The following is a 21,777-nucleotide window of genomic DNA, read 5'->3' as shown; positions in this document are numbered from 1 at the left end:
AGATGTATAAGCAACAGCTACTGGATCGCCTCACTGACAAACACGCCCATATCGGCGTGTTCGGCCTCGGCTATGTAGGCCTACCCCTGGCTCTGGCCTTTGCCGAAGCTGGCTACCCGGTGACGGGCTTTGACATCGACCCTGAGAAAGTCGACGCCCTGAACCACGGCAGAAGTTATCTCAGCCATATTCCACCGACGCGTGTACGCGATACAACGCAAGCCGGCTTTCGGGCGACTGCCGATGTTGCCGAGGCAATAAACCTGGATGCCATCATCATTTGCGTCCCCACTCCGCTCAGTCGTCATCGCGAACCGGACCTCAGTTTTGTCACCGGCACCGTACAGGACCTATTGCCACACCTGAAGCCCGGGCAAGCACTATCATTAGAGAGCACCACCTACCCCGGCACCACCGAAGAGGTGCTCCAACCCCTACTGGAGACCCGCGGGCTCACCATCGGCGATGATTTTTTTCTTCTCTATTCCCCCGAGCGGGAAGACCCAGGCAACGCCCAATTTACTACCCGAACCATCCCCAAGGTCTGCGGCGGCACAACCACCGCCTGCCTGGAGGTCGGCCAGGCGCTCTACAGCGGCGTTGTCGACACCGTAGTCCCCGTCAGCTCCACCAAAACCGCCGAGATGACCAAGCTATTGGAGAACATCTACCGCGCCGTCAATATCGGCTTGGTCAATGAGATGAAAATCGTCGCGGATAAAATGGGTATCAACATCCACGAAGTCATCGACGCCGCGGCCACCAAGCCCTTCGGCTTTACCAAATTCACGCCCGGGCCAGGGCTTGGGGGCCACTGCATCCCCATCGACCCGTACTATCTAACCTGGAAAGCCCGGGAACACGGTATCAACACCCACTTTATCGAACTATCGGGCGAAGTGAACCGGGCCATGCCGGATTGGGTGGTGCAGAAAACTGCCGATGCCCTCAACGAGCGAGGCAAACCTATCAAAGGCAGCAAGATTTTAATACTGGGTTTGGCTTACAAGAAAAATGTGAGTGATTCGCGGGAATCTCCCGCCGTAGAGATCATTGCCCAGTTAAAGGCCAAAGGCGCCATGGTTGACTACAGCGACCCCCACGTACCGACTTTTCCCAAAAAGCGGGATTACCATTTCGACATGCAATCAGTTGACATAACCCCAGAAATGCTCAGCCATTACGACTGCGCCATTCTTGTTACCGATCACGACGAATTTGACTACGAGACCCTACAGGCCCAGACAAAGCTTCTTATAGACACCCGCAATCGCCTTCCCAAAGGCCAAAACGTATCTCAGGCTTAATTAGTGACAGAACAGAAAAAAAAACTACTCGTACTAAGCTCCACATACCCCCGTTGGAAGGATGACTGGGAGCCCGCCTTCGTACATGAGTTATCCAAAAGGTTGACCGACGAGTTTGACGTCACGGTACTCTGCCCTAGAGAGAAAGACAGCAAACGTAAAGAGATTCGCGAAGGCGTTAATATTCATCGCTACAGATACGCGCCCAATCACCTCTCAACCCTGGTCTCTAACGGCGGCATTACTTCCAATATTAAAGCAAACCGCCTGAAGTGGCTTTTGGTATCGCTCTTTTTACCAGCTCAAATTATTGCAACTTGGTCTACTATTCGCCGGCTCAATCCCGACGCAATACACTGCCACTGGATTATCCCACAAGGGATTTGCCTGATCATCGCACGACTTCTCTTGCGAAAAAAACCACCAATCCTACTGACATCACATGGCGGCGATCTATATACCTTTAATGGAAAAATTGGCAGACGCATAAAAAAGTACGTCCTGATAAATGCTGACGCGATTACAGTAGTGAGCGAAGCAATGCGCGAAGAGGCCGATCAAATTTCTGGACGCGAGCTGGAAATATCGGTCATTCCAATGGGAGTCGACACAGAAAATCTTTTCTACCCAGATCCAACCATAGATAGATCCAAGTCAGAAATTCTCTTTGTTGGGAGGTTAGTAGAGAAAAAGGGGGCTAAATACCTTATAGACGCGTTCAAAATCGTTCTAGATTCGATCCCCGAATCAACATTAACTATCGTCGGGGACGGACCTGAGCGCCAGGCTTTAGAGCGACAAGCAATAGAGCTTAAAATTGACAATAGGGTAACTTTTGAAGGAAGCATTCTAAATAAAGAGCTTCCTCATTTTTACCGAAGAGCAACAGTCTTTGTCGCCCCGTTTATCACCGCTAGCAATGGAGACCAAGAAGGCTTGGGACTCGTTCTAGCAGAAGCGATAAGCTGTGGCTGCAAGGTCATATCCGCCCACACAAAGCCCGCCCACCAACTTCAGAAAATTCTCACAAATCCCAGACAGCTTTTAACATTCAATCAAAAATCAACACAAGAACTTGCAATGAAAATCATCAAAAACCTAACGACTTCAGAACAATCATATTTGAAAGCCAACCACGAGAATATTTCACAAGCATTTAGTTATAAAAATATCAGCTCAAGATATATAGAAATGCTCAAACCGCTAATACGATAGAGCATAGCACTGTCAGTTAGAGGGCTAACCCTCCACTCGTACAGGCAATTAAAAGGGGAGCTACACCACCCAAAAGCATTAACCTACCCAATTGCTTAACTTGAAATCTGAGAGAAAATATAAATGCTCACACCCTCATCCGAAATCGACGCAGTGATAACGTGGGTAAACGGCAGCGACCCAGCCCATAAAGCAAAGCGAGAAGCACGACAAAACTCACTCTCTACACCTGGCGAAATACCGATAATTGCAGGACGTGACAACACACGATTTCAAGACAATGGAGAACTTAAATATTGCCTCGCGTCAATAAGAAAGTTCGCGCCTTGGATAAGAAACATATATTTAATTACCGACAAACAAACCCCAAACTTCCTCACTAAAGAAATATTAAAAAAGCAGAAAATTTTTATAATTGACCATGAAGAAATATTCGAATCATACGAATGGGCCCTGCCAACATTCAATTCCATTAGTATCGAAACAGCAATATGGAGAATCAAAGAGCTTTCCAGTAATTTCATTTATTTTAATGATGACTTCATACTGACGGCACCAGTAAAACCAACTGATTTCTTCCAAGATGGCAAGGTAGTATTGTATGGAGCGTGGCACAGAACTCCGAACTTTGGACCATGGAGGATAAGGCTTAGCATTCTATTAAACCTAGCAGCGAAAAAGCTATTTGGCATTAACAGAGCACTAAGCCTGCTTCAGCAAATAAAAGCAGCGCAAATTGCAGGCTATAACAGACACTACTTTAGAACGCCTCACATTCCACACCCGTTACGAAAGGAGACAATGAAAGTTTTTTACGAAAGCAATACCGATATCTTTCAAAAAAATATAAGCTTTCCTTTTAGAGACACAAGCCAGCACTTTTCAATAGCATTAGCAAATCACTTAGAAATCAAATATGGTAACGCCATATTAAAAGAATGTAACGACGACCTAATGATATGCTTTAATCGAGATACCCCCCGAAAGATAAAGCAAAAAATTCGAATTCTGGAAAAGAATTCGATTAAATTTTTATGTATACAAAGTTTTGAAGAATCAACACCACGCCAAAGGGAAACGATCAAACACATACTTGATGAAAATTATGCCCAGCGACGGCCCTCGAATCAGAAACAACGCAATCTATAGGGAAAATCACAAATTAATTACTTTTCGAACTCCGATTTCAAAGGAAACGATCTATTCATAAACCGAACAACCCTGCGATCAATCGTACGTTGATCTCTATAATTCTGCTGCCCCTCCTCGTTCAGACACAAGAATTCAACAGCCGAAAAGATAAGCAATGACTGCAGTGCCCAAACCATATCCATACTGCGAGATAGTGTTAATGTCCTAGACCTACAATCGGCCTCTACAGCCTTATTTTTGGCTAAGCTCCAAATTTGGCAAAGCGATGCAGGCATGGAAACATCATCCTTTCCCCTGAATCTATTCTTTTCCGTTTTACACAATTTTTCTTTGTATATACCCTCTATTTCGTAAGCGCACGATCTAGATACAAGGTAAGGCACGTGCTTAACAGTGTTAGTATATAAAACACCAAAAGTCTCATTAATTATATTGCTGGTGTTACGCCATGCATTGGCATATGGACTAACTTGATCATTCGGAGGAACCAAACCATAACTATTAACCCTATTCGTAAACACCAATGGAACACCAGTAGTAGTGAAAAGGTTGCTCTTTTGAATGGGATTGTAGAAAAAAAAATCATCATTTTTATAAATAAAATACTCACCAAGACCATCAATTCTGTGAAGATTTGACTCAATAGCATGTGAGTTAAATGTGGGGAGTGATTCCTCAGGATTTCTGAATATATCTTGGTGGTCAACAACAACCACTTTAGGATGATTTGTATTTAGCCAATTAGGAACTTGACCATTCGTCACAATAAATACTTTACGATATAAGGTTGAATTGAAAGCCAACGATCGCAATGAATACTTAAGCTCGCCCCTTGATTTAAACCTACCAGGGCCAAACGCATCGTCATTAGACTCTATTTTTTCATCGTAAATTGACTTCAACTTCTGCCACTCTCGATCATCGCCGTCCACCCAAGTGTAGACTATATCTAATTCCTTCGGAAATTTTCTAAGGGGCACAAATTCGACGAAAGTTGAAAAGATAGGGACGCTATTTTCGAGAAAATTTACACTGCAGATAGACTGCACACATGAAATAATTTTTGATACATCGTTCGACCTATTAAAAACAATCTCTTCCGCAGTTTCGGTGTAAAAATCAATTTCACACGCACACAATCTAGATAACAATGTTGCAGCCTTATTTTTATATCCTATATAAAAGAACCACAACTCATCCCTTTCTATGGATCGCTCCATTCTCCTAAAAAATCCCTTAGAAGCACCCCAGCCAACTGGCAAAATTGGCGCACCATATCCCGCAAAAATACACGCACCGGAATATGCTTCCAAAACATCTTGAAACTGAATCCTATCTTTCCAGCTTATCCCGACCCTTGTTCTAAACTCATCATAGGAATCAATTGGCACTAGTGTATACTTAATCCCTGCAGCATTAAGCAGCCGACAAACTTCATTGAAATTATTTTTTCTTGCCTCACCAGCACTTTTTGGATTAGATTTTTTTAAATTTCTCTTATTATAAAAATGAAACTTTAAAAATTTAAAATTAACCAGCATCAATACGATATCTCGCCTAAACTTCCTCCTATATAAATTTGCCATTATCGATAAAATTAACGCCAACTTAATACACAAGCATGAGATCACATCAATAACATTATCGAAAAAATCAGACAGCCTAATCATGTGCGCCAACTAATTCAAAAAGTGCAATATCCGGAACAGGATCATAATGCTGAAAACAATTCAGCCCATTTTTCTTTGAATGCGGATTTTGAATAAGGACGAAAGGAAAGCAAACTATTCTTCGAAAACCTGCGATAATCCCCCTGAATATATTTAAGCCTTTCAGAAATAATATCATGATTGAATAACTCACATACAAATCCATTATAATCATCTAAGACAAGCTTTCTCGCATTTTCAAAGGTGTTTTTTGCAATCAATACAGGGGTCCCCTGACTCAGCGCCTCCAATATAGATATTCCAAACGCCTCAGTATCGCTAGTAACCAACAATATGCCCGAGGAAGCATACACGTCAATCAAATCCGTTGCTGGAGGGTGGATAAACAAATTACCTACACCCTCACCCAATTTTTCAATAAATTTTAAATCAACTCCATCCCCATACAAGTGAAAATTATATGATTCGTTTCTTCTTGCCACTTCAATAAACTGATCCAGCCTTTTTTTTGAATTGTCAAACCTACATACGTTAACGATATTCGGCTTAAAATTTTTGCTTTCAACTCTTGGGTTTAATTCAACCGTATGGAAAAGATGAACAATATGCTCAGTTGAAATACCAAGTAAATTAGATAAGTTAAAAACCTCCTGACGAGAAAAGCAGACTATTTTACGCATCAGCCTTAGCTTTCGAATCCTGCTTCTCTGATTTTTTGCCAGATAGTTTCTAGACTCATAAAAATGGGAAGCGGGAAAATGTGCAACAAATATGCACCGCCCATCTCTTATTTCACTATATTTATAAAAATCAAGATCACAAGGACAATTAAAAATTGTTATTGCGTTTTCGAGTGCAGGCGCAGAACAAGCTGCCTTTCTACCAAACCCAGTTATTGCGTACAACGGATTACTTCGCTTAGCCTCTATAACTTTGAAAGGTGCGTTATAATACTCTTTATTAGGGGAGAAACAAAAAGTTGTAACATTTGGAAATGCGCCCATCAGGACTCTCGAAAACGTCTGAGTCCCGCCTATACCAGTAGGGTTAATGGCTATGTTGTTAATCCTCTCCATAAATTTTTCTCTCTTTCTTACTTCCGCCGACAATACTGATGAAGAGTGCCACAAACAGATCACACTACGCACATCACTCGAGCAGTAGAAACTCAAGCAATTCCGACAAATTCTTGATGAGCGAGTATGTCACGCATCAATGGAATTAATCAGCAATTTTCTTAAATTTAAGACAAACCTTAACAACCTCCAATTGGCTATATAATGCCACAATTCAACCCCCAATTTTACTCAAGGAGAGCTGCTGATAATTGAATCCCAATTCCTCGCTTCTGTGACTAATAATAAAAATGCAGCAGGCCGGAAACGCTTGTTGAATTCCGTTCAGAATAGCTTGAGCCGATTCAACATCGAGTGGCGAAAGCGTCTCATCTAGAAACAGCAACTGCGCTTTCTTATAAAGGGCCCTGGCAATAAGTACACGACATTTTTGCCCCCCTGAAAGATTGGTCGCGCCTTCGCTGATCCACTCACTGGGCAAAGCGTCCAAACCACAAATATCGTAGATACGTTCGTACAAGGGCGCGTCGTAATCATTAGCATTACCCGCGACATTATCCAACAATGGGCCTTCAAATAGGTAACCGTTCTGATTAACGTAGGCGATAGACGCCCACCATTGAGCTAGAGGGATTTTGCTTAAATGTCGTTGATCCAGGTAGATGCTTCCTGCCTGAGGGTTGCGCAAACCTGCCAGTATTTCTATGAGGGTGGTCTTACCCACACCCGATGGCCCACTTATTCGAACCACTCCCTTTAATGCTATTGTGGCCGTTAAATTTTGGATCACCCAGTTTTGCCCCTGGTGTGCGTAGCTTACGCTATTCAAGGTAAGCTGCTTGAATTCATCAACGGCTCTGTAGGTTTCCGCGGCGGACACGGTCAAAGACAAGAAACTCCATTCTTCCTTCACCTTATCAAAAACCGTGGCGGCTCCTGTAACCTTACTCACTGCGTGGTAAATTTGCTGTGCTGCGGGAAGGATTTTGTAAGCGGCAATAGCAAATAGTGAGATGGTGGTGACCAAATGATGGGTATTTTCTGCAGACTTGCCTAGAAAGTACGCCGATATAAGCAACAGCGTCATACCCAATATCTCAATGAAATTTCGGGGAATGGTGCCCAGTATTTCAATATTCGCCGTTTTCTTAGACGTTCTGGCTTTGATTTGCCTGAAATGCTGAACATAGTCCCTCAAACGGCCATCAATATGAATATTTCGATAGTCGGCATAGCTGCCGGTAATCATTCGATTGAGCTGCTGCTGAGACTCAAAATTCTCGGCACTCATCCGCCTCAGCTTCGTCTTAATGAAGGTGTAAATGAGAAAATAGGCGCTTGCAATGATCAGAAATATAAAGAGGGTTACGCGCACATTAAATGCCATCAGCAGCGCGGCTGTTACCCCCAACTGTACCGCGCGGGAAAGTATGACAAAGCTGGAGTCAATAATACCGATGGCTATACTCTCGCTGACACTATTGACGTTGCGCAAAAAAACCGAACCGGGACGTTGGTAAAACGGCTCAATGGATTGCGCCATGTAGTGGTTGAAGGCTCGTGCCGAGATGTCTGCACTTATCCGGCGAATAAAGCGTTGCCGAGCAAAAACGCCTAACGTTGTCATTAGCGCACCACCCCAGATAAAGGCGATGGCGCCTGCTGTCACCATCAATAGAAACACGGGTTTCTCTGGGGTGTTTAACCACACATACAGGGTATTCAAGTAGCCTTTTTCTACAGCACTGTCGAAATCGATCAGGGCGGTGATGGCGGGAATAATGGCGGCAATACCCACCAAATCGGCGATGGACGTAATACTCAGCAATGACGCAACCAGCCAGTATTCACGTTGCTGCTTTGCTGTTAGCAGCATAAGAGCTGATTTAATAGCCAAATACATCTTTAGGCCCAAACAGGCTGCAATTACAGAAAGCTGTTGAAATCGAACACCAATAATTCATAGCTTTGTTTCATCGTTCTTTATACATCAACGAGGTAATTTGCTCTGAAATAAGCCCCATTAGAAATATCATTACACTACTAGTGAACAGGAGCGCACTCATATTGGTGAAACGGTTCATTGTGGCTAATGTATATCCGTACCACGCTAATCCCAGAGCGAAACAAAGGGCCGCGGCAGGCCCAAACAATTTTAGTGGCGAGTATAATGAGCCGATTTTAAAAATAATAACCAAAAATCGAATGCCATCTTTGAACGGCTTTAGATGGCTTTGACCAATTCTGGTCGCGGCATGTATCGGCAGGTAACATACCGAATAGCCCGCTCTAAAGAATGCCATGGTCGACGTAGTAGGATAAGAGAAGCCATTGGGCAGCAAATAGAGGAACTCTTTAAACTTGTTCGCTCGTACAGCCCGAAAACCGGAGGTTAAATCCTGTACTTTTTGCCCCGTCATGTAAGAGGCCAGGAGATTGTAGAAGCCATTGGCCGTAGCGCGTCCGGCACTAGCTTGAGATCCTTTTTGACGAGCACCGACGACCAGATCATAGCCCTGTTCAATCTTCGCTATCAGACGGGCGATATCATCAGGATTATGCTGACCGTCGCCATCCAGATATACCAACACATCACCGTTTGCTTCTCTCGCACCGCTTTTTACCGCGGCGCCATTTCCCTTGGGGTAAGGGTGAGTCACGACTTTGGCACCTGCCTGTTTGGCGACAGTCTCCGTATCATCCGTAGAGCCGTCATTGACAACGATGAGCTCGTAACTTGGATACAGGCTGCGGATTGCTGGAAGGATTGCTCTCAGGCCATCGGCTTCATCTTTAGCCGGTATAATAATGCTTACGCTGTCTGTCACTGTGGTTCCAAATTGTTGGTTGAAATGTCACCTGATTTGTTTTGAGGTGTAATATCCGCCTCGATTTTTCGTTGCATATCCTGTGCTTGCTCATACAAATATGGGTCGCCGCTTTCACCTCGCTCCAGTGCTTCCGATAGTATTTTAGCGGCTACAGACTGTTGACCATAAGATGCTAACCACAGTGCATACCGCATCACCATGCTTAGCGGGGGATTCTTATCAGCTTCTTTTTGGTAAAGCTCTACTGCAAGCTGATCATCGCCAAATATTAACGCCGCTCGAGCTTGTAGCTCTCTCACCAACTTCGGTGTCCCGGTTCGCCGATACCGCTTATTCTGCAATACAGCGCTGGCTACAGCGTTAAATTGTTCGAGACTAATATGGTCACAGCGACCAGCGGCGATCGCCTCCAGGCTTTCCTCCAATACATGATACAGCTGCCAATTAATTTCTGCGCCATCAAACTGCTGGGCGATATCAGCCCAACTTGTCGAATCTGATCTTAACTGCCTACAGATGTAATTCCGGTGCTTGATCGCCAACATGGGGTCGTTTGGCGACATTTCAGCGGCGCGTCGCAAAAGATCCGCCACCATTGGGTATCTTTCAGGCTGTTTACTCAGTACCAACGCCGCATTTTCCAGCGCCCTAGCAGAATTGGGATTTTCTTCCACCCACACCAAGGACGCCTGCTCTGGATTCCCCCAAAGACTCGTCCGCGCATACAGCGTACCGGCGAACACGACAAGAATCACGCCGGCCAACGCGCCCTTGAGCTTTGGCGCCAATTGCAGTGAACAAAGGCCGGCGGCAATAGGCAGCAAGATACCTAAACTGGGGAGATAATTGCGATGCTCAAATTTTATCTCCAGCATGACAACCGACGATTCAACGATGTGGCCAACATAAAACCACAATATACCAAACGCCAGTAGCGGGGTTTTGCGTCGAACAAGCCAGGCAACCGCCAGAAATACAGCGTGGATAACCACCCACACCCACGTACTGGGTGGATCGGTTAACGACCGGGAAAGCACGTAACCATCCTGAAATACACCGGATGTCTGGGGTCGAGGCACCAATATCGAGATTATGTACTCGCCCAACACGCGGGCTTCGGTCAGCTGGCGCTCAAAAAAGGTGAATTCACGGCGCGAGGGTAATGACCGGCCCTCCAGTACCATCGCTTTTATATGGGGATAGGCGTAATCACACAGTTTGTAGAGCACGACCAGGGAAACGACCCCGATCCCACCGACCAAGAGAGCGTAAACGCCGTCACGGGGCCTCTCAGAATTGACCCACCTCAGGCACAACTCAAGCAGCGCTAGTTGCAGAGGGATGAGTACGGCATTTTCTTTGCTGAAAAGCGCCGCGATTGAGGATAAGGCTGCCAGAGCGAGCAGAGCCGCTCCCCAAATAATGCGACCGTTTACCAACAATAATCGCGCACGCAGATAAAGAAACAGACAAAGGAAACTGAATCCGGCCGCCAGCAGAGTCATGCGCTGTACAACATAGAGGACTGACGACGCCATGTAGGGATGCAGCCCCCACAACGCTGCGGCGAGCAAAGGTAGCCAAAAGGTATGAGAGTTCTCAGAGGTATTGGAGGCCTTTAGCAACTCTCTGATTAAAGCAAATACCAACAGCGTATTGATTACATGGATAGCAATATTGGTAGCAATAAACGGCGTGGGATCAGCGGGCCAGCTTGAACTATTTAAAGCAAAGGTTATTAGGGGGATAGGCCTGCCCATCGGGCCGGCGTAACCACCCGAAACAAAGCGCCATAGCTTCTCTAGTGAGTCGATTTTCCCCCATTGGGATAAGGGGGGCAATGTAGAGAAATCGTCTAACATGAAGTTGCCGGACAGCCCTGGCAGATAGCAAAGTACAACAGCGCCAAGGGTTGCGACGACAATAGAAAACGACCAATAACGATTCATATTTGCATAAAAAAGCCGCCCGTAGGCGGCTTTAGCAGAACTTGACGCTCTTATGAGCGGCAGTTAGAAGGCAGGTATTTTGCAAGGACTGCATTGGCCGCAGGCTGCTTACATACCCACTGCACACCGGAAGCATTGGTGGTCGGAGAGAGCTCCAGCTCATCTTCACCAGCAGCAACACCTGCGGCAGTCTTGTAAGTGATAGTGACCACCCCAGTGTTAGCAATTTGAATATCGTCAACGTACTGAGTGTCCGGAGCAACATAACCCGCCGCGTCGTTGTCTGCTGGGTAAGTGTTGCGCGTCATCGCGTGCTCAGATACCGCAGTTTTGGCAGCTGAAGCCAGCGTCAAACCTTCAGAAATCTTTGAGCGAGTTGTGTAATCCTGGTAGGCAGGCAGTGCAACCGCCGCCAAAATACCAATGATCGCTACAACGATCATCAATTCGATCAGCGTAAAACCTTGTTGTGTCTTCTTCATCATCCACTCCTATGGGGATTGTGTTTTGAACCACTCACAGCCATTCATCGTTTAACTCATGACTTTCAGGCATGAACTAGCACAGTACGTGCCAACACGCTCAGATAACCACTAATCAGCATAAGCAGGAAGCTGCCGCGGCAAAACAAACCTAGAATAGGACTCCCAAACTTACAATAAATGGCACACCGCGGCGTTTATTGACAATTTTCGTCACACTACAACACAGCTACTTGACCTCATGCCGTTAAGCGGCTGATTTAAGTAATAATTGCACTACCATCGGCAACCGCATACTCTGTTAGCGTCGTCTAATAAACGTACCCAATGCTGGGCGGGGACATTGATCACCGCTATTAAATTAACTACCAGTTTATACACGGCTGCAGCTAGCACTATGAATAGTTCACAGGTCCCGCTAACCGGCTTGGCGCGCAGGTTAGTCTATGATGGCATACTGGAAGAAGATGCCGTCCGAAAGGCGCAAGAAGCGGCCAACAAAGATAAGAAAAGCTTGGTTTCTCACTTGGTTGAGAAAAAGCTCGCTGATGGTCTGAATTTGGCCGAGGCCGCAGCTGATGAGTTTGGCATACCTTTCTTAGACCTCCGCGTCTTTACCCTGGACCTTGCGCCCCACAAGCTTGTGGACAATAAACTGGTCAAGACCCACCGAGCTCTGCCCTTGTGGAAACGGGGCAAGCGTCTGTTTGTGGGCATGTCTGATCCCACCAACCTCCACGCCCTTGATCAGATTAAGTTCAACACTGGCCTCAATACCGAACCGATAGTCGTGGAGGAAAGTGCTCTCGCCGTCGCTATAGACAAATACCTTAGTGCCCAGGAAGAGTCTTTGACAGATAGCCTGGGCGGCATGGATGACGTAGACCTAGAAAGCCTTGATGTAGAAGCCGTTGATGAAGACGGCGGCGAAGTTGACCTATCGGGCGCTGATGAGGCCCCGGTGGTCAAATTCGTTAATAAAGTGCTGGTTGACGCCATTCGAGGCGGCGCTTCAGATATTCACTTTGAGCCCTATGAGCGAGTCTACCGGGTTCGCTTCCGTACCGACGGTATTTTGCACGAAGTAGCCCGTCCGCCAGTGTCTTTGGGATTTCGGCTAGCAGCACGCCTCAAGGTCATGTCGCAAATGGACATTTCAGAACGGCGCATCCCACAGGATGGCCGCATTAAGATGAAGCTGTCCAAGACTCGCGCCATCGACTTCCGGGTGAATACGCTGCCTACCCTATGGGGTGAGAAGGTAGTACTACGGATTTTGGACCCCAGTTCGGCTCAGATGGGCATCGACGCCCTTGGCTACGAGCCAGATCAGAAACAGTTGTACATGGAGGCTCTGGACGAGCCCCAGGGCATGATACTGGTCACCGGACCTACCGGCTCGGGTAAGACTGTGTCGTTGTATACCGGTCTCAACATTCTGAACACCCCCGAGCGTAATATCTCCACCGCAGAGGACCCCGTTGAGATCAACCTGGAGGGGATCAACCAGGTCCACGTAAACAATAAGGTAGGGTTGGGCTTTGCTGAAGCGCTGCGCTCCTTCCTCCGTCAGGATCCGGATATCATTATGGTGGGGGAGATACGGGACCTGGAAACGGCGGAAATCGCTATCAAAGCCGCGCAAACCGGGCACCTGGTGCTCTCTACCCTCCACACCAATAGTGCCCCAGAAACACTGACACGCCTACTCAACATGGGCGTACCAGCTTTTAACGTCGCGACCTCGGTCAGCCTGATTATTGCCCAGCGTTTGGCCCGCCGGCTATGTAAAGAGTGTTCTGTGCCAGCCGATATCCCGCATGAGACCCTTCTTGAGGAAGGCTTTAGCGAGGAAATGCTCGATGGGGCGTCTATTCTTAAGCCGGTGGGCTGCGACCACTGTAACGGCGGATACAAGGGCCGGGTGGGCATTTACGAGGTTGTGCGTATTACACCAGACATTTCTCGTATTATTATGGAGAATGGTAATTCGCTGGTAATTGCCGAGCAGGCCCGCAAAGAAGGGTTCGCCAACTTGCGCACCTCGGCGCTTAGAAAGTGTGCTCAGGGCGTCACCAGCCTAGAAGAAGTCAACCGTGTGACCAAGGATTAAAACAAGCGATGGCAACGGCAAAAACCGATATTTACGTCTGGCAGGGTACCGACAAGCAGGGCCGCAAAACCCGTGGAGAGATGACTGCGGCGTCGCCTGCCATTGCCAAGGCTCAGCTCCGCAAGCAGGGTATAGCCGCCAAGAAAGTGCGCAAAAAACCCAAATCCTTGTTCAGCAATAAAAAGGCAATCAAGCCAGCCGATATTGCCATTTTCACCCGACAAATGGCCACCATGATGAAAGCCGGTGTGCCGTTGGTTCAAAGCTTTGAGATTGTGGCGGAAGGGGCCGGCAACCCCAGTTTGCAGGAGTTGGTTACTGAAATTAAAAACGACGTCTCTTCAGGCGGCGGGTTTGCGTCAGCTTGCGCCAAACACCCCAAATACTTTGACGATCTGTTTTGCAGCTTGGTCGAGGCCGGTGAGCAATCGGGTACCCTTGAGCTTATGCTGGACCGGGTCGCCACTTACAAAGAGAAAACCGAGGCCCTGAAAGCCAAGATAAAAAAGGCGCTGACTTACCCCATAGCGGTTATCGTCGTTGCCATTGTTGTTACCGCTATACTGCTGGTGAAGGTAGTGCCCCAATTTGCCAGCACATTCCAAAGTTTTGGTTCCGACCTACCCGCCTTCACCAAACTGGTGGTGGCCATGTCTGAATGGATGCAGGCCAATTGGTACATTATGTTTGGCGCCATCATCGCTACGGTGGTTCTATTTAGCGAAGCCAAGCGACGATCCCAGGGCTTTTCCGACCGGGTTGACGCAATGATGCTCAAGATACCCATCGTTGGGGATATTGTATTTAACTCGGTCATTGCGCGCTTTTCTCGAACACTTGCCACCACCTTCGGTGCCGGTGTACCGCTTGTTGACGCGCTGAATTCCGTGGAAGGGGCAGCCGGTAACGCCGTATATAGCAAGGCCATCGCCCAGATCCGCGAAGATGTCACCAGCGGTCAAACCCTGTACTCGGCCATTCGCTTCACTAACCTCTTTCCCACCATGCTGCTTCAGATGGTGTCTATCGGCGAGGAGTCTGGCTCTTTGGATGAAATGCTGGACAAGGTTGCCAACCACTACGAAGAAGCCGTGGACAACGCGGTGGACTCTCTGACATCGCTGCTGGAACCCTTTATCATGTCGATTTTGGGGATACTAGTGGGTGGTTTGATGATTGCCATGTATCTGCCTATATTTATGCTGGGTTCCGCAATCTAGAACCCCTCTAAAAGCTACTGCACTCGGAATCTGAGGCGTCGGCGGTGCTCAAAATACTCATTTACTATCGTGTAAGCTCCGTTTTTTGCGCTCCGGCGAAGCCTCACCTTCCTTCGTTCGTGACGCTTTTAGCGGGATTCCGCTCCCTCAAAACCCTAAAGTCCAACACTACTGAAGGCCAATATGCCCAGTGACTTGCTCACAGAGCACCCTTTTGTCAGCTACACTCTAATCACCATCGTCAGCTTGATGCTGGGCAGTTTCTTTAATGTGGTGATCTACCGCCTGCCCAAGATGATGGAGGCACAGTGGCGCCGGGACTGCCTGGAGCTCTCCGGTGAAGAGCCCAGCGAAGATGATAATTTCAACTTGGCGCTGCCCCATTCCCACTGCCCCAAGTGTCAGGCGCCGGTTAAAGCCTGGCAGAATATCCCCGTTGTCAGCTATATCCTGCTACGCGGTCGCTGCGCGAGCTGCCGCGCCCCCATCGGCCTGCGCTACCCGGTTATTGAGGCGGCAACTGCCATCTTGGCCGTGTTGGCCTTTGCGGTATTTGGTCTCTCGTTACACGGGGCAGCCATCGCAGTATTTTGCTGGCTGCTGTTGATTATGACGGTGATCGACATTGACCATCAGTTGCTTCCCGATTCCCTGACCTTGCCGCTTCTTTGGCTAGGGCTGGCCTTTCACAGCGTCACTGCTACTATCCCGCTTACCGACGCGGTATGGGGGGCTATGGCGGGCTATTTGAGCCTGTGGAGCGTGTATTGGTTATTTAAACTGCTGACCGGCAAGGAAGGCATGGGCTACGGCGATTTTAAACTGCTGGCTGCACTGGGAGCGTGGATGGGCTGGCAGGTTTTGCCGTTGATAATTATCCTATCGTCCCTGGTAGGCGCGGTGTTAGGCGGCTTAACCCTGGCACTGAGCGGTCAAGGCCGCTCTACACCTATGCCTTTTGGCCCCTATTTGGCTGGCGCCGGGCTGATCGCCATGTTTTGGGGCGACACACTACTGAATGCCTACCTCCAGTTCGCCGGTCTTAAGTAACAGCGCGAGTCACGAATTATGAGTCAGTTTATCGTCGGCCTGACCGGCGGCATTGGCAGCGGCAAGACCGCTGTCTCAGACAGCTTTGCCGAGTTGGGTATCGACATTGTCGATGCCGACCTGGTGTCCCGCATTGTGGTGGAACCCGGCACCCCGGCGTTGGCGGCCATCGCTGAGCATTTTGGCAGCGATATTCTCACCCAGGACGGGCAGCTTGATCGCGCTCAGTTGCGGGCGATTATCTTCAAAGATCCGGAGGCTAAGCATTGGCTGGAGGCGCTGCTCCACCCGCTGATAGCTGAGGAAATTCAGCGTCAGCTGCACAGCATTAGCAGCCCCTATGGGATTTTTGTATCGCCCCTGTTGATAGAGGCTGGGCAACGCCTGTTTTGTGATCGTGTGTTGGTGGTGGACGTGCCAGAGTCTACGCAAGTGGAGCGTACCATGGCCCGGGACAGCAACGACCGGGAGCAGGTGGAGCGGATCATTGCCAGCCAGATCAACCGCCAGGATCGCCGTGCGGCGGCTGACGATATCCTCGACAATAGTCAGGATTTATCGACACTCAAGGACCGGGTTGCGGCTTTGCATGTGCAGTATTTGGAATTGGCGAAGGAGAAAGTTGGGTAGAGTAGATACCCACCGTAGTGCGTACATCGCCTTTTATGTACGCCGCTCAAACCGCCAAGAGGACGGCGGGACAGGTGAAGCATTGTCCACCCTACGAATTGGGATAGCGCGTATGGGTAGGATGGACATCGCTTTTCATGTCCGTCATAAACACCGCGCGCTCCCCGGCGGACACAAAAGCGGTGTCCGCCCTACGAAAACATCAACGGGAACTGGCAAACACGAATACGACAGGATCATGACTGAGAAACGACAAACCCTTGAGGTCCAGTGTCCCAGCTGCAAGCAAACCGTGCTTTGGGACCGCAATAACCCCCACCGACCGTTTTGCTCGGCCCAGTGCAAAAATCAGGATTTTGTCTCTTGGGCGAATGAGGAGCACAGCATTGCAGGTGATCCATTGCACGATGGCGTGCTGAGTGGGGATATTGATTTGGATTAGGGCGCCTGCTATCACCCTCCCCAGCGTAGGGCGTATATCGCTTTTTATCTACGCCGCTCTCACCGCCACGACGACGGCGGACAGGTAAAGCGTTGTCCGCCCTACGAATCGTGGAGTGGCCCGCATCACGTAGGGCGTACATCGCCTTTTTTGTACGCCGCTCTAACCGCCGGGAGGACGGCGGACAGGTAAAGCGCTGTCCGCCCTACGATTAGGCTGACAAGATGGCGTCGATGATGGCGCGATTGGCGGCGGGGAAGGAGTAGTCGTTCAGGGTATGTGGCGCCACCCATTGCAGGGGCTGACCTTCGGCACCCTGGGGCTCACCGGAAAACTCTCTTACCCACCACACATCGAGCCGCACGGCTTTGTCGCCGTAATCGTGGTGAATTTCCGTTAGCGGCTGGCAGCCCTCCGGGGCGACTGCAATCGCCAGTTCTTCCTGCAGCTCTCTGACCAAGGCTTCTTGGACGGTTTCACCGGCTTCAACCTTGCCGCCGGGGAATTCCCACAGCCCACCCTGATGCAGGTGGTCGGCCCGGCGGGCAATCAGGATGCGCTGGTCGGCGTCACAAATTACACCCACCGCGACGTGGACGAGCTTAACTGCGGTACTCGGCATTGATGCGCACGTAATCGTAGGAGAAATCGGTGGTCCACACAGTCTCACCGGCCTCACCGCGACCGAGGTCGATGGCAATGGTGACGTCTTCCTGTTTCATTACCGCTGCACCCGCTTCCTCGGTATAGGACGCCGCACGACCGCCGCGTTCTGCAATCAGCACATCGTCCAGGTGCACGCTCACCTTGGCCACATCCAGGCCGTCGACACCGGCGCGGCCGATAGCCGCCAGAATCCGACCCCAATTGGGATCGCTGGCAAACAGCGCGGTTTTCACCAGCGGTGACTCAGCCACAGTGTAGGCCACCTTAAGTGCCTCCTGCTGATCCTGGGCACCCTTAACGGCAACCGCCACAAACTTGGTAGCGCCTTCACCGTCCCGAACAATGGCCTGAGCCAGATCGAGGAAAACGGCGTTGATGGTTTGCCGCAGCAAGCCCTCTAGCTCGCTGCCGGCGCTGACACTCACTCCAGAGCGGCCGGTGGCCACCAGCATGCAGGCGTCGTTGGTGGAGGTGTCGCCATCTACGGTGATGCGATTGAAGGACTGTTCCGCCGCCTCACTGACCAGGCTTTGTAACAGTGCTTGATCGACGTCGGCGTCGGTGGCGACGTAGCCCAGCATGGTGGCCATATTGGGCTTGATCATCCCGGCGCCTTTGGAGATTCCGGTCACGGTGATGGTCTTACCCTGCCATTGCAGCTGCTGTGAGCAGGCTTTGGGGCGGGTATCGGTGGTCATAATGCCACTGGCGGCATCCAGCCAGCTATCGACCGACAACGCTCCCAGCGCTCCTGGCAGGGCGCTGACAATTTTGTCAGTAGGCAAGGGCTCACCAATAACCCCTGTAGAGAAAGGCAATACTGTAGGGGCTTCAAGGCCAGTCAGGTCTGCCAAGGCGGCGCAGCAGCGTCGAGCATCGGACAGCCCCTGCTCGCCGGTGCCGGCATTGGCATTGCCAGTATTGATAAGCCAATAGCGGGGAGAAGCCTTAGCGAGGTGAGCCTTCGCCACCGTCACTGGTGCCGCACAAAAGGCATTCTTGGTAAACACACCGGCGGAGCGACTACCCTCCGCCAACTCAAACACGACGACATCTTTGCGTCCTGGCTTTTTGATGCCTGCGCTGGCAATGCCGATACGCACGCCGTCAACCGGATGCAACTCCCCTATCGTTCCCGGGCCCACCGCCATCTGTGCTTACCTCAGCTCAACTTGCCGTGACACTGTTTGTATTTTTTGCCCGAGCCACAGGGGCAGGGTTCATTGCGACCCACCTTGCGACCTTCCCGAACAAAGGTTTCGGGCTTATTGGCCGGCCCCTGTTGGTCTTGGGATTGTGCGGCATCAGGCTGTGGCGCTTCGTCGGCTTCAATCGCCGAAGCCTCGGCATGCTGAAACTCCATTGCCCGGCGTGCGGCTTCTTCCCGACGCTGCTGTTCCAGGGCTTCGGCGTTTTCATCCTGCTGCAACTGGAGGTGGGATAAGAAACGCACCACTTCGTGTTTAAGGCTCTCCAGCATTTGCTGGAACAGCGCAAACGCCTCCCGCTTATACTCTTGCTTGGGATTCTTTTGCGCGTAGCCCCGCAGGTGAATGCCGTGGCGCAGGTGGTCCATGGTGGAGAGGTGCTCCTTCCACAGCGTATCCAGCACCTGCAACATGATGTGGCGCTCGATCTTACGCATGTCGGGGCCAACCGCGTCGCACTTGGCCTGATAGGCTTGCTCTACCGCCTCTAGAATGCGTTGACGCACGCCTTCTTCATTGAGCTTCTTGTCCTCATCCAGCCATTGCTGAACGGGCAATTTGACCGAGAAGTCTGACTCCAGACGACGCTCCAGACCGGCGATATCCCACTGCTCTTCCATACTCTGGGGCGGCATATACTCTGCCACCACCTCAAACACCACGTCAGCGCGGATGTTGTTGAGCATGTCGGTAATATCTTCTGACTCCAACAGCTCATTGCGCTGCTGATAAATAATCTGACGCTGGTCGTTGGCCACATCGTCGTATTCCAGCAGCTGCTTGCGGATATCGAAGTTGCGACCTTCCACCTTGCGCTGGGCCTTCTCGATGGCGTTGGTCACCATGCGGTGCTCGATGGCTTCGCCCTTCTCCAGCCCCAGAGCCTGCATAATGCCCCGCACCCGGTCCGAGGCAAAGATGCGCATCAGGCTGTCTTCCAGAGACAGGTAGAAGCGGGACACACCGGGGTCGCCCTGACGGCCTGCCCGGCCCCGCAGCTGGTTGTCGATACGGCGGGATTCGTGACGCTCGGTACCGATGATGTGCAGACCACCGGCCTGGATCACTTTTTCGTGGCGTTGCTTCCAGGCTTCCCGAAGCTCCTCCACGACCGCGTCAGAGGGATTGTCGAGTTTTTCCAGCTCGGCATCGACACTGCCACCCAACACGATATCGGTACCGCGGCCCGCCATATTGGTGGCGATGGTCACCACACCGGGGCGACCGGCCTGAGCGATAATTTCCGCTTCCTGCTCGTGGTATTTGGCGTTCAGAACCTTGTGGGACAGCCCCGCCTGCTCAAAGCGCCGGGACATTTCCTCGGAGGTTTCGATGGAAGCCGTACCCACCAATACTGGCGCACCGCTCTCCAGCAGCTGACGCACATCTTCGACGATGGCGTCGTATTTTTCTTCCTTGGTGAGGTAGACCAAGTCATTGAGGTCTTTACGGGCACTGGGTTTGTTGGTGGGAATGGCCACCACATCCAGGCCGTAAATCTGGCGAAACTCAAAAGCCTCTGTGTCGGCGGTACCGGTCATGCCCGCCAATTTGTCGAATAGACGGAAGTAGTTCTGGAAGGTGGTCGAGGCCAGAGTCTGGCTCTCTGCCTGCACGGTGACACCCTCTTTGGCCTCAATGGCCTGGTGTAAACCTTCCGACAACCGGCGACCGGGCATGGTCCGACCGGTGTGCTCGTCGATCAGCACCACCTGGTCGTTCTGAACGATGTACTCGATGTTGTTGTGGAACAATACGTGGGCCCGCAGCGCCGCGTTGACGTGGTGCAGCAAGTTGAGGTTGCTAGCCGAGTACAGGCTGTCGCCCTCCTCCAGCAGCCCTTCCTTGATCAGTAATTCTTCCACCTGCTGGTGCCCGGCCTCGGTCAGCTCCACCTGACGCAGCTTCTCGTCAATGGTGTAGTGGCCTTCAAAACTGGGCTCATCGTCGCCCTGATTCTCAGCGCCCTCGTCATCGTCGAAGGAAGGCTCGGTAACCGGCTTAAGGCTGGGAATAAAGCGGTTAATTTGCTTGTACAGGGCCGAGCTGTCTTCCGCTGGGCCGGAGATAATCAGCGGCGTTCGCGCTTCATCGATGAGGATGGAGTCCACTTCGTCGACGATGGCGAAGTTGAGGCCGCGCTGGAAGCGATCCGCCAGGGCAAAGGCCATATTGTCCCGCAGGTAGTCAAAGCCGAACTCGTTGTTGGTGCCGTAGCTGATATCGGCTTGGTAGGCGGCCCGCTTGTCGTCACCCGTCTGGCCGGACCGAATCACGCCTACAGACAGCCCCAGGAATTCATAGAGGGGCCGCATCCAGTTGGCGTCACGGTGGGCCAAATAGTCGTTGACCGTCACCACAAATACGCCTTTGCCGGTCAGGGCGTTGAGGTAGACCGGCAGGGTGGCCACCAGGGTTTTACCCTCACCGGTGCGCATCTCGGCGATCTTGCCTTCGTGCATGGCGATACCGCCGATGAGCTGCACGTCAAAATGGCGCATACCCAGCACCCGGCGGCTGGCTTCCCGAGCCACAGCGAAGGCTTCAGGGAGGATTTGATCCAGGGTTTCCCCGCCGTCAAGCCGGCTGCGGAATTCCACCGTCTTGGCGGTGAGATCGGCATCGCTCAGCGCGGTCATGGCCTCTTCCTGAGCGTTGATGCGGGCGACAATCTTGCGCATCCGCTTCAGTTCGCGATCGTTCTTGCTTCCAAAAATCTTCTTGGCGACTGATGTGATCATGACTCTATTCGTTGCGTTCTCGGGT

At 50.5% G+C, this 21,777-nt stretch carries 17 protein-coding genes; 8 read left to right on the top strand and 9 right to left on the bottom strand.

All coding sequences use genetic code 11. The features are described 5' to 3' along the window. Window positions 1-2 precede the first annotated feature (2 nt). From I6N98_RS04355 to I6N98_RS04345, 3 genes are all read left to right on the top strand, one after another. Window positions 3-1,307, top strand: coding sequence for a nucleotide sugar dehydrogenase (locus I6N98_RS04355; RefSeq protein ID WP_198570578.1), 1,305 nt, complete (start codon window positions 3-5; stop codon window positions 1,305-1,307). Between the two features lie 3 nt (window positions 1,308-1,310). Further along, window positions 1,311-2,522, top strand: coding sequence for a glycosyltransferase (locus I6N98_RS04350; protein ID WP_198570577.1), 1,212 nt, complete (start codon window positions 1,311-1,313; stop codon window positions 2,520-2,522). A gap of 123 nt (window positions 2,523-2,645) precedes the next feature. Continuing rightward, on the top strand, window positions 2,646-3,671 hold the full coding sequence (locus I6N98_RS04345) for a stealth family protein (protein ID WP_198571544.1): 1,026 nt from the start codon (window positions 2,646-2,648) through the stop codon (window positions 3,669-3,671). A 17-nt stretch (window positions 3,672-3,688) separates the two neighbouring features. Here the strand turns inward: I6N98_RS04345 and I6N98_RS04340 are convergent, their stop codons facing one another. From I6N98_RS04340 to I6N98_RS04315, 6 genes are all read right to left on the bottom strand, one after another. After that, the gene (locus I6N98_RS04340) at window positions 3,689-5,215 is read right to left on the bottom strand and encodes a stealth conserved region 3 domain-containing protein (protein ID WP_198570576.1); all 1,527 of its coding nucleotides are present in this window, start codon (window positions 5,213-5,215) and stop codon (window positions 3,689-3,691) included. Between the two features lie 170 nt (window positions 5,216-5,385). After that, on the bottom strand, window positions 5,386-6,420 hold the full coding sequence (locus I6N98_RS04335; protein ID WP_198570575.1) for a glycosyltransferase: 1,035 nt from the start codon (window positions 6,418-6,420) through the stop codon (window positions 5,386-5,388). A gap of 214 nt (window positions 6,421-6,634) precedes the next feature. Then, window positions 6,635-8,323 carry an ATP-binding cassette domain-containing protein gene (locus tag I6N98_RS04330; protein WP_198570574.1) on the bottom strand — a complete coding sequence of 563 codons (1,689 nt, stop codon included), beginning with the start codon at window positions 8,321-8,323 and terminating at the stop codon, window positions 6,635-6,637. Between the two features lie 70 nt (window positions 8,324-8,393). Then, window positions 8,394-9,248 (bottom strand): glycosyltransferase family 2 protein, encoded by an 855-nt coding sequence (locus I6N98_RS04325; protein WP_198570573.1) that lies wholly within the window; start codon window positions 9,246-9,248, stop codon window positions 8,394-8,396. Continuing rightward, window positions 9,245-11,200: a hypothetical protein gene (locus I6N98_RS04320; RefSeq protein WP_198570572.1), complete on the bottom strand. Its 1,956-nt coding sequence runs from the start codon at window positions 11,198-11,200 to the stop codon at window positions 9,245-9,247. The genes I6N98_RS04325 and I6N98_RS04320 overlap by 4 nt, the downstream gene beginning before the upstream one ends. Window positions 11,201-11,250: 50 nt before the next feature. After that, the gene (locus I6N98_RS04315) at window positions 11,251-11,682 is read right to left on the bottom strand and encodes a pilin (protein WP_198570571.1); all 432 of its coding nucleotides are present in this window, start codon (window positions 11,680-11,682) and stop codon (window positions 11,251-11,253) included. A gap of 397 nt (window positions 11,683-12,079) precedes the next feature. Here I6N98_RS04315 and pilB point away from each other — a divergent pair, with 397 nt between their 5' ends. The 5 genes from pilB (at window position 12,080) to I6N98_RS04290 (ending at window position 17,137) form a co-directional block, all read left to right on the top strand. Continuing rightward, the gene (gene pilB / locus I6N98_RS04310) at window positions 12,080-13,795 is read left to right on the top strand and encodes a type IV-A pilus assembly ATPase PilB (RefSeq protein WP_198570570.1); all 1,716 of its coding nucleotides are present in this window, start codon (window positions 12,080-12,082) and stop codon (window positions 13,793-13,795) included. 8 nt (window positions 13,796-13,803) lie between these two features. Further along, window positions 13,804-15,015, top strand: a complete 1,212-nt coding sequence (locus I6N98_RS04305) for a type II secretion system F family protein (RefSeq protein ID WP_198570569.1) — start codon at window positions 13,804-13,806, stop codon at window positions 15,013-15,015. Between the two features lie 183 nt (window positions 15,016-15,198). Then, window positions 15,199-16,065, top strand: a complete 867-nt coding sequence (locus tag I6N98_RS04300) for a prepilin peptidase (protein WP_198570568.1) — start codon at window positions 15,199-15,201, stop codon at window positions 16,063-16,065. A gap of 18 nt (window positions 16,066-16,083) precedes the next feature. After that, entirely contained in the window at window positions 16,084-16,695 is a 612-nt protein-coding gene (gene coaE / locus I6N98_RS04295; RefSeq protein WP_198570567.1) for a dephospho-CoA kinase, read from the top strand. Window positions 16,696-16,933: 238 nt separating this feature from the next. Then, the gene (locus I6N98_RS04290) at window positions 16,934-17,137 is read left to right on the top strand and encodes a DNA gyrase inhibitor YacG (RefSeq protein WP_198570566.1); all 204 of its coding nucleotides are present in this window, start codon (window positions 16,934-16,936) and stop codon (window positions 17,135-17,137) included. A 211-nt stretch (window positions 17,138-17,348) separates the two neighbouring features. On the opposite strand, the gene mutT is transcribed toward I6N98_RS04290, so the two are convergent. The 3 genes from mutT to secA are packed head-to-tail and all read right to left on the bottom strand — an operon-like array spanning window position 17,349 to window position 21,752. Next, entirely contained in the window at window positions 17,349-17,759 is a 411-nt protein-coding gene (gene mutT, locus I6N98_RS04285; protein ID WP_198570565.1) for an 8-oxo-dGTP diphosphatase MutT, read from the bottom strand. Next, window positions 17,740-18,954, bottom strand: a complete 1,215-nt coding sequence (gene argJ, locus I6N98_RS04280) for a bifunctional glutamate N-acetyltransferase/amino-acid acetyltransferase ArgJ (RefSeq protein WP_198570564.1) — start codon at window positions 18,952-18,954, stop codon at window positions 17,740-17,742. The genes mutT and argJ overlap by 20 nt, the downstream gene beginning before the upstream one ends. 11 nt (window positions 18,955-18,965) lie before the next feature. Beyond that, window positions 18,966-21,752 carry a preprotein translocase subunit SecA gene (gene secA / locus I6N98_RS04275; protein WP_198570563.1) on the bottom strand — a complete coding sequence of 929 codons (2,787 nt, stop codon included), beginning with the start codon at window positions 21,750-21,752 and terminating at the stop codon, window positions 18,966-18,968. Between the last annotated feature and the right edge of the window lie 25 nt (window positions 21,753-21,777).

Source organism: Spongiibacter nanhainus, assembly GCF_016132545.1.
GTDB lineage: Bacteria > Pseudomonadota > Gammaproteobacteria > Pseudomonadales > Spongiibacteraceae > Spongiibacter > Spongiibacter nanhainus.
Note: the sequence above shows the minus strand (reverse complement) of the source record. Positions and strands in the feature narration are given on the sequence as shown.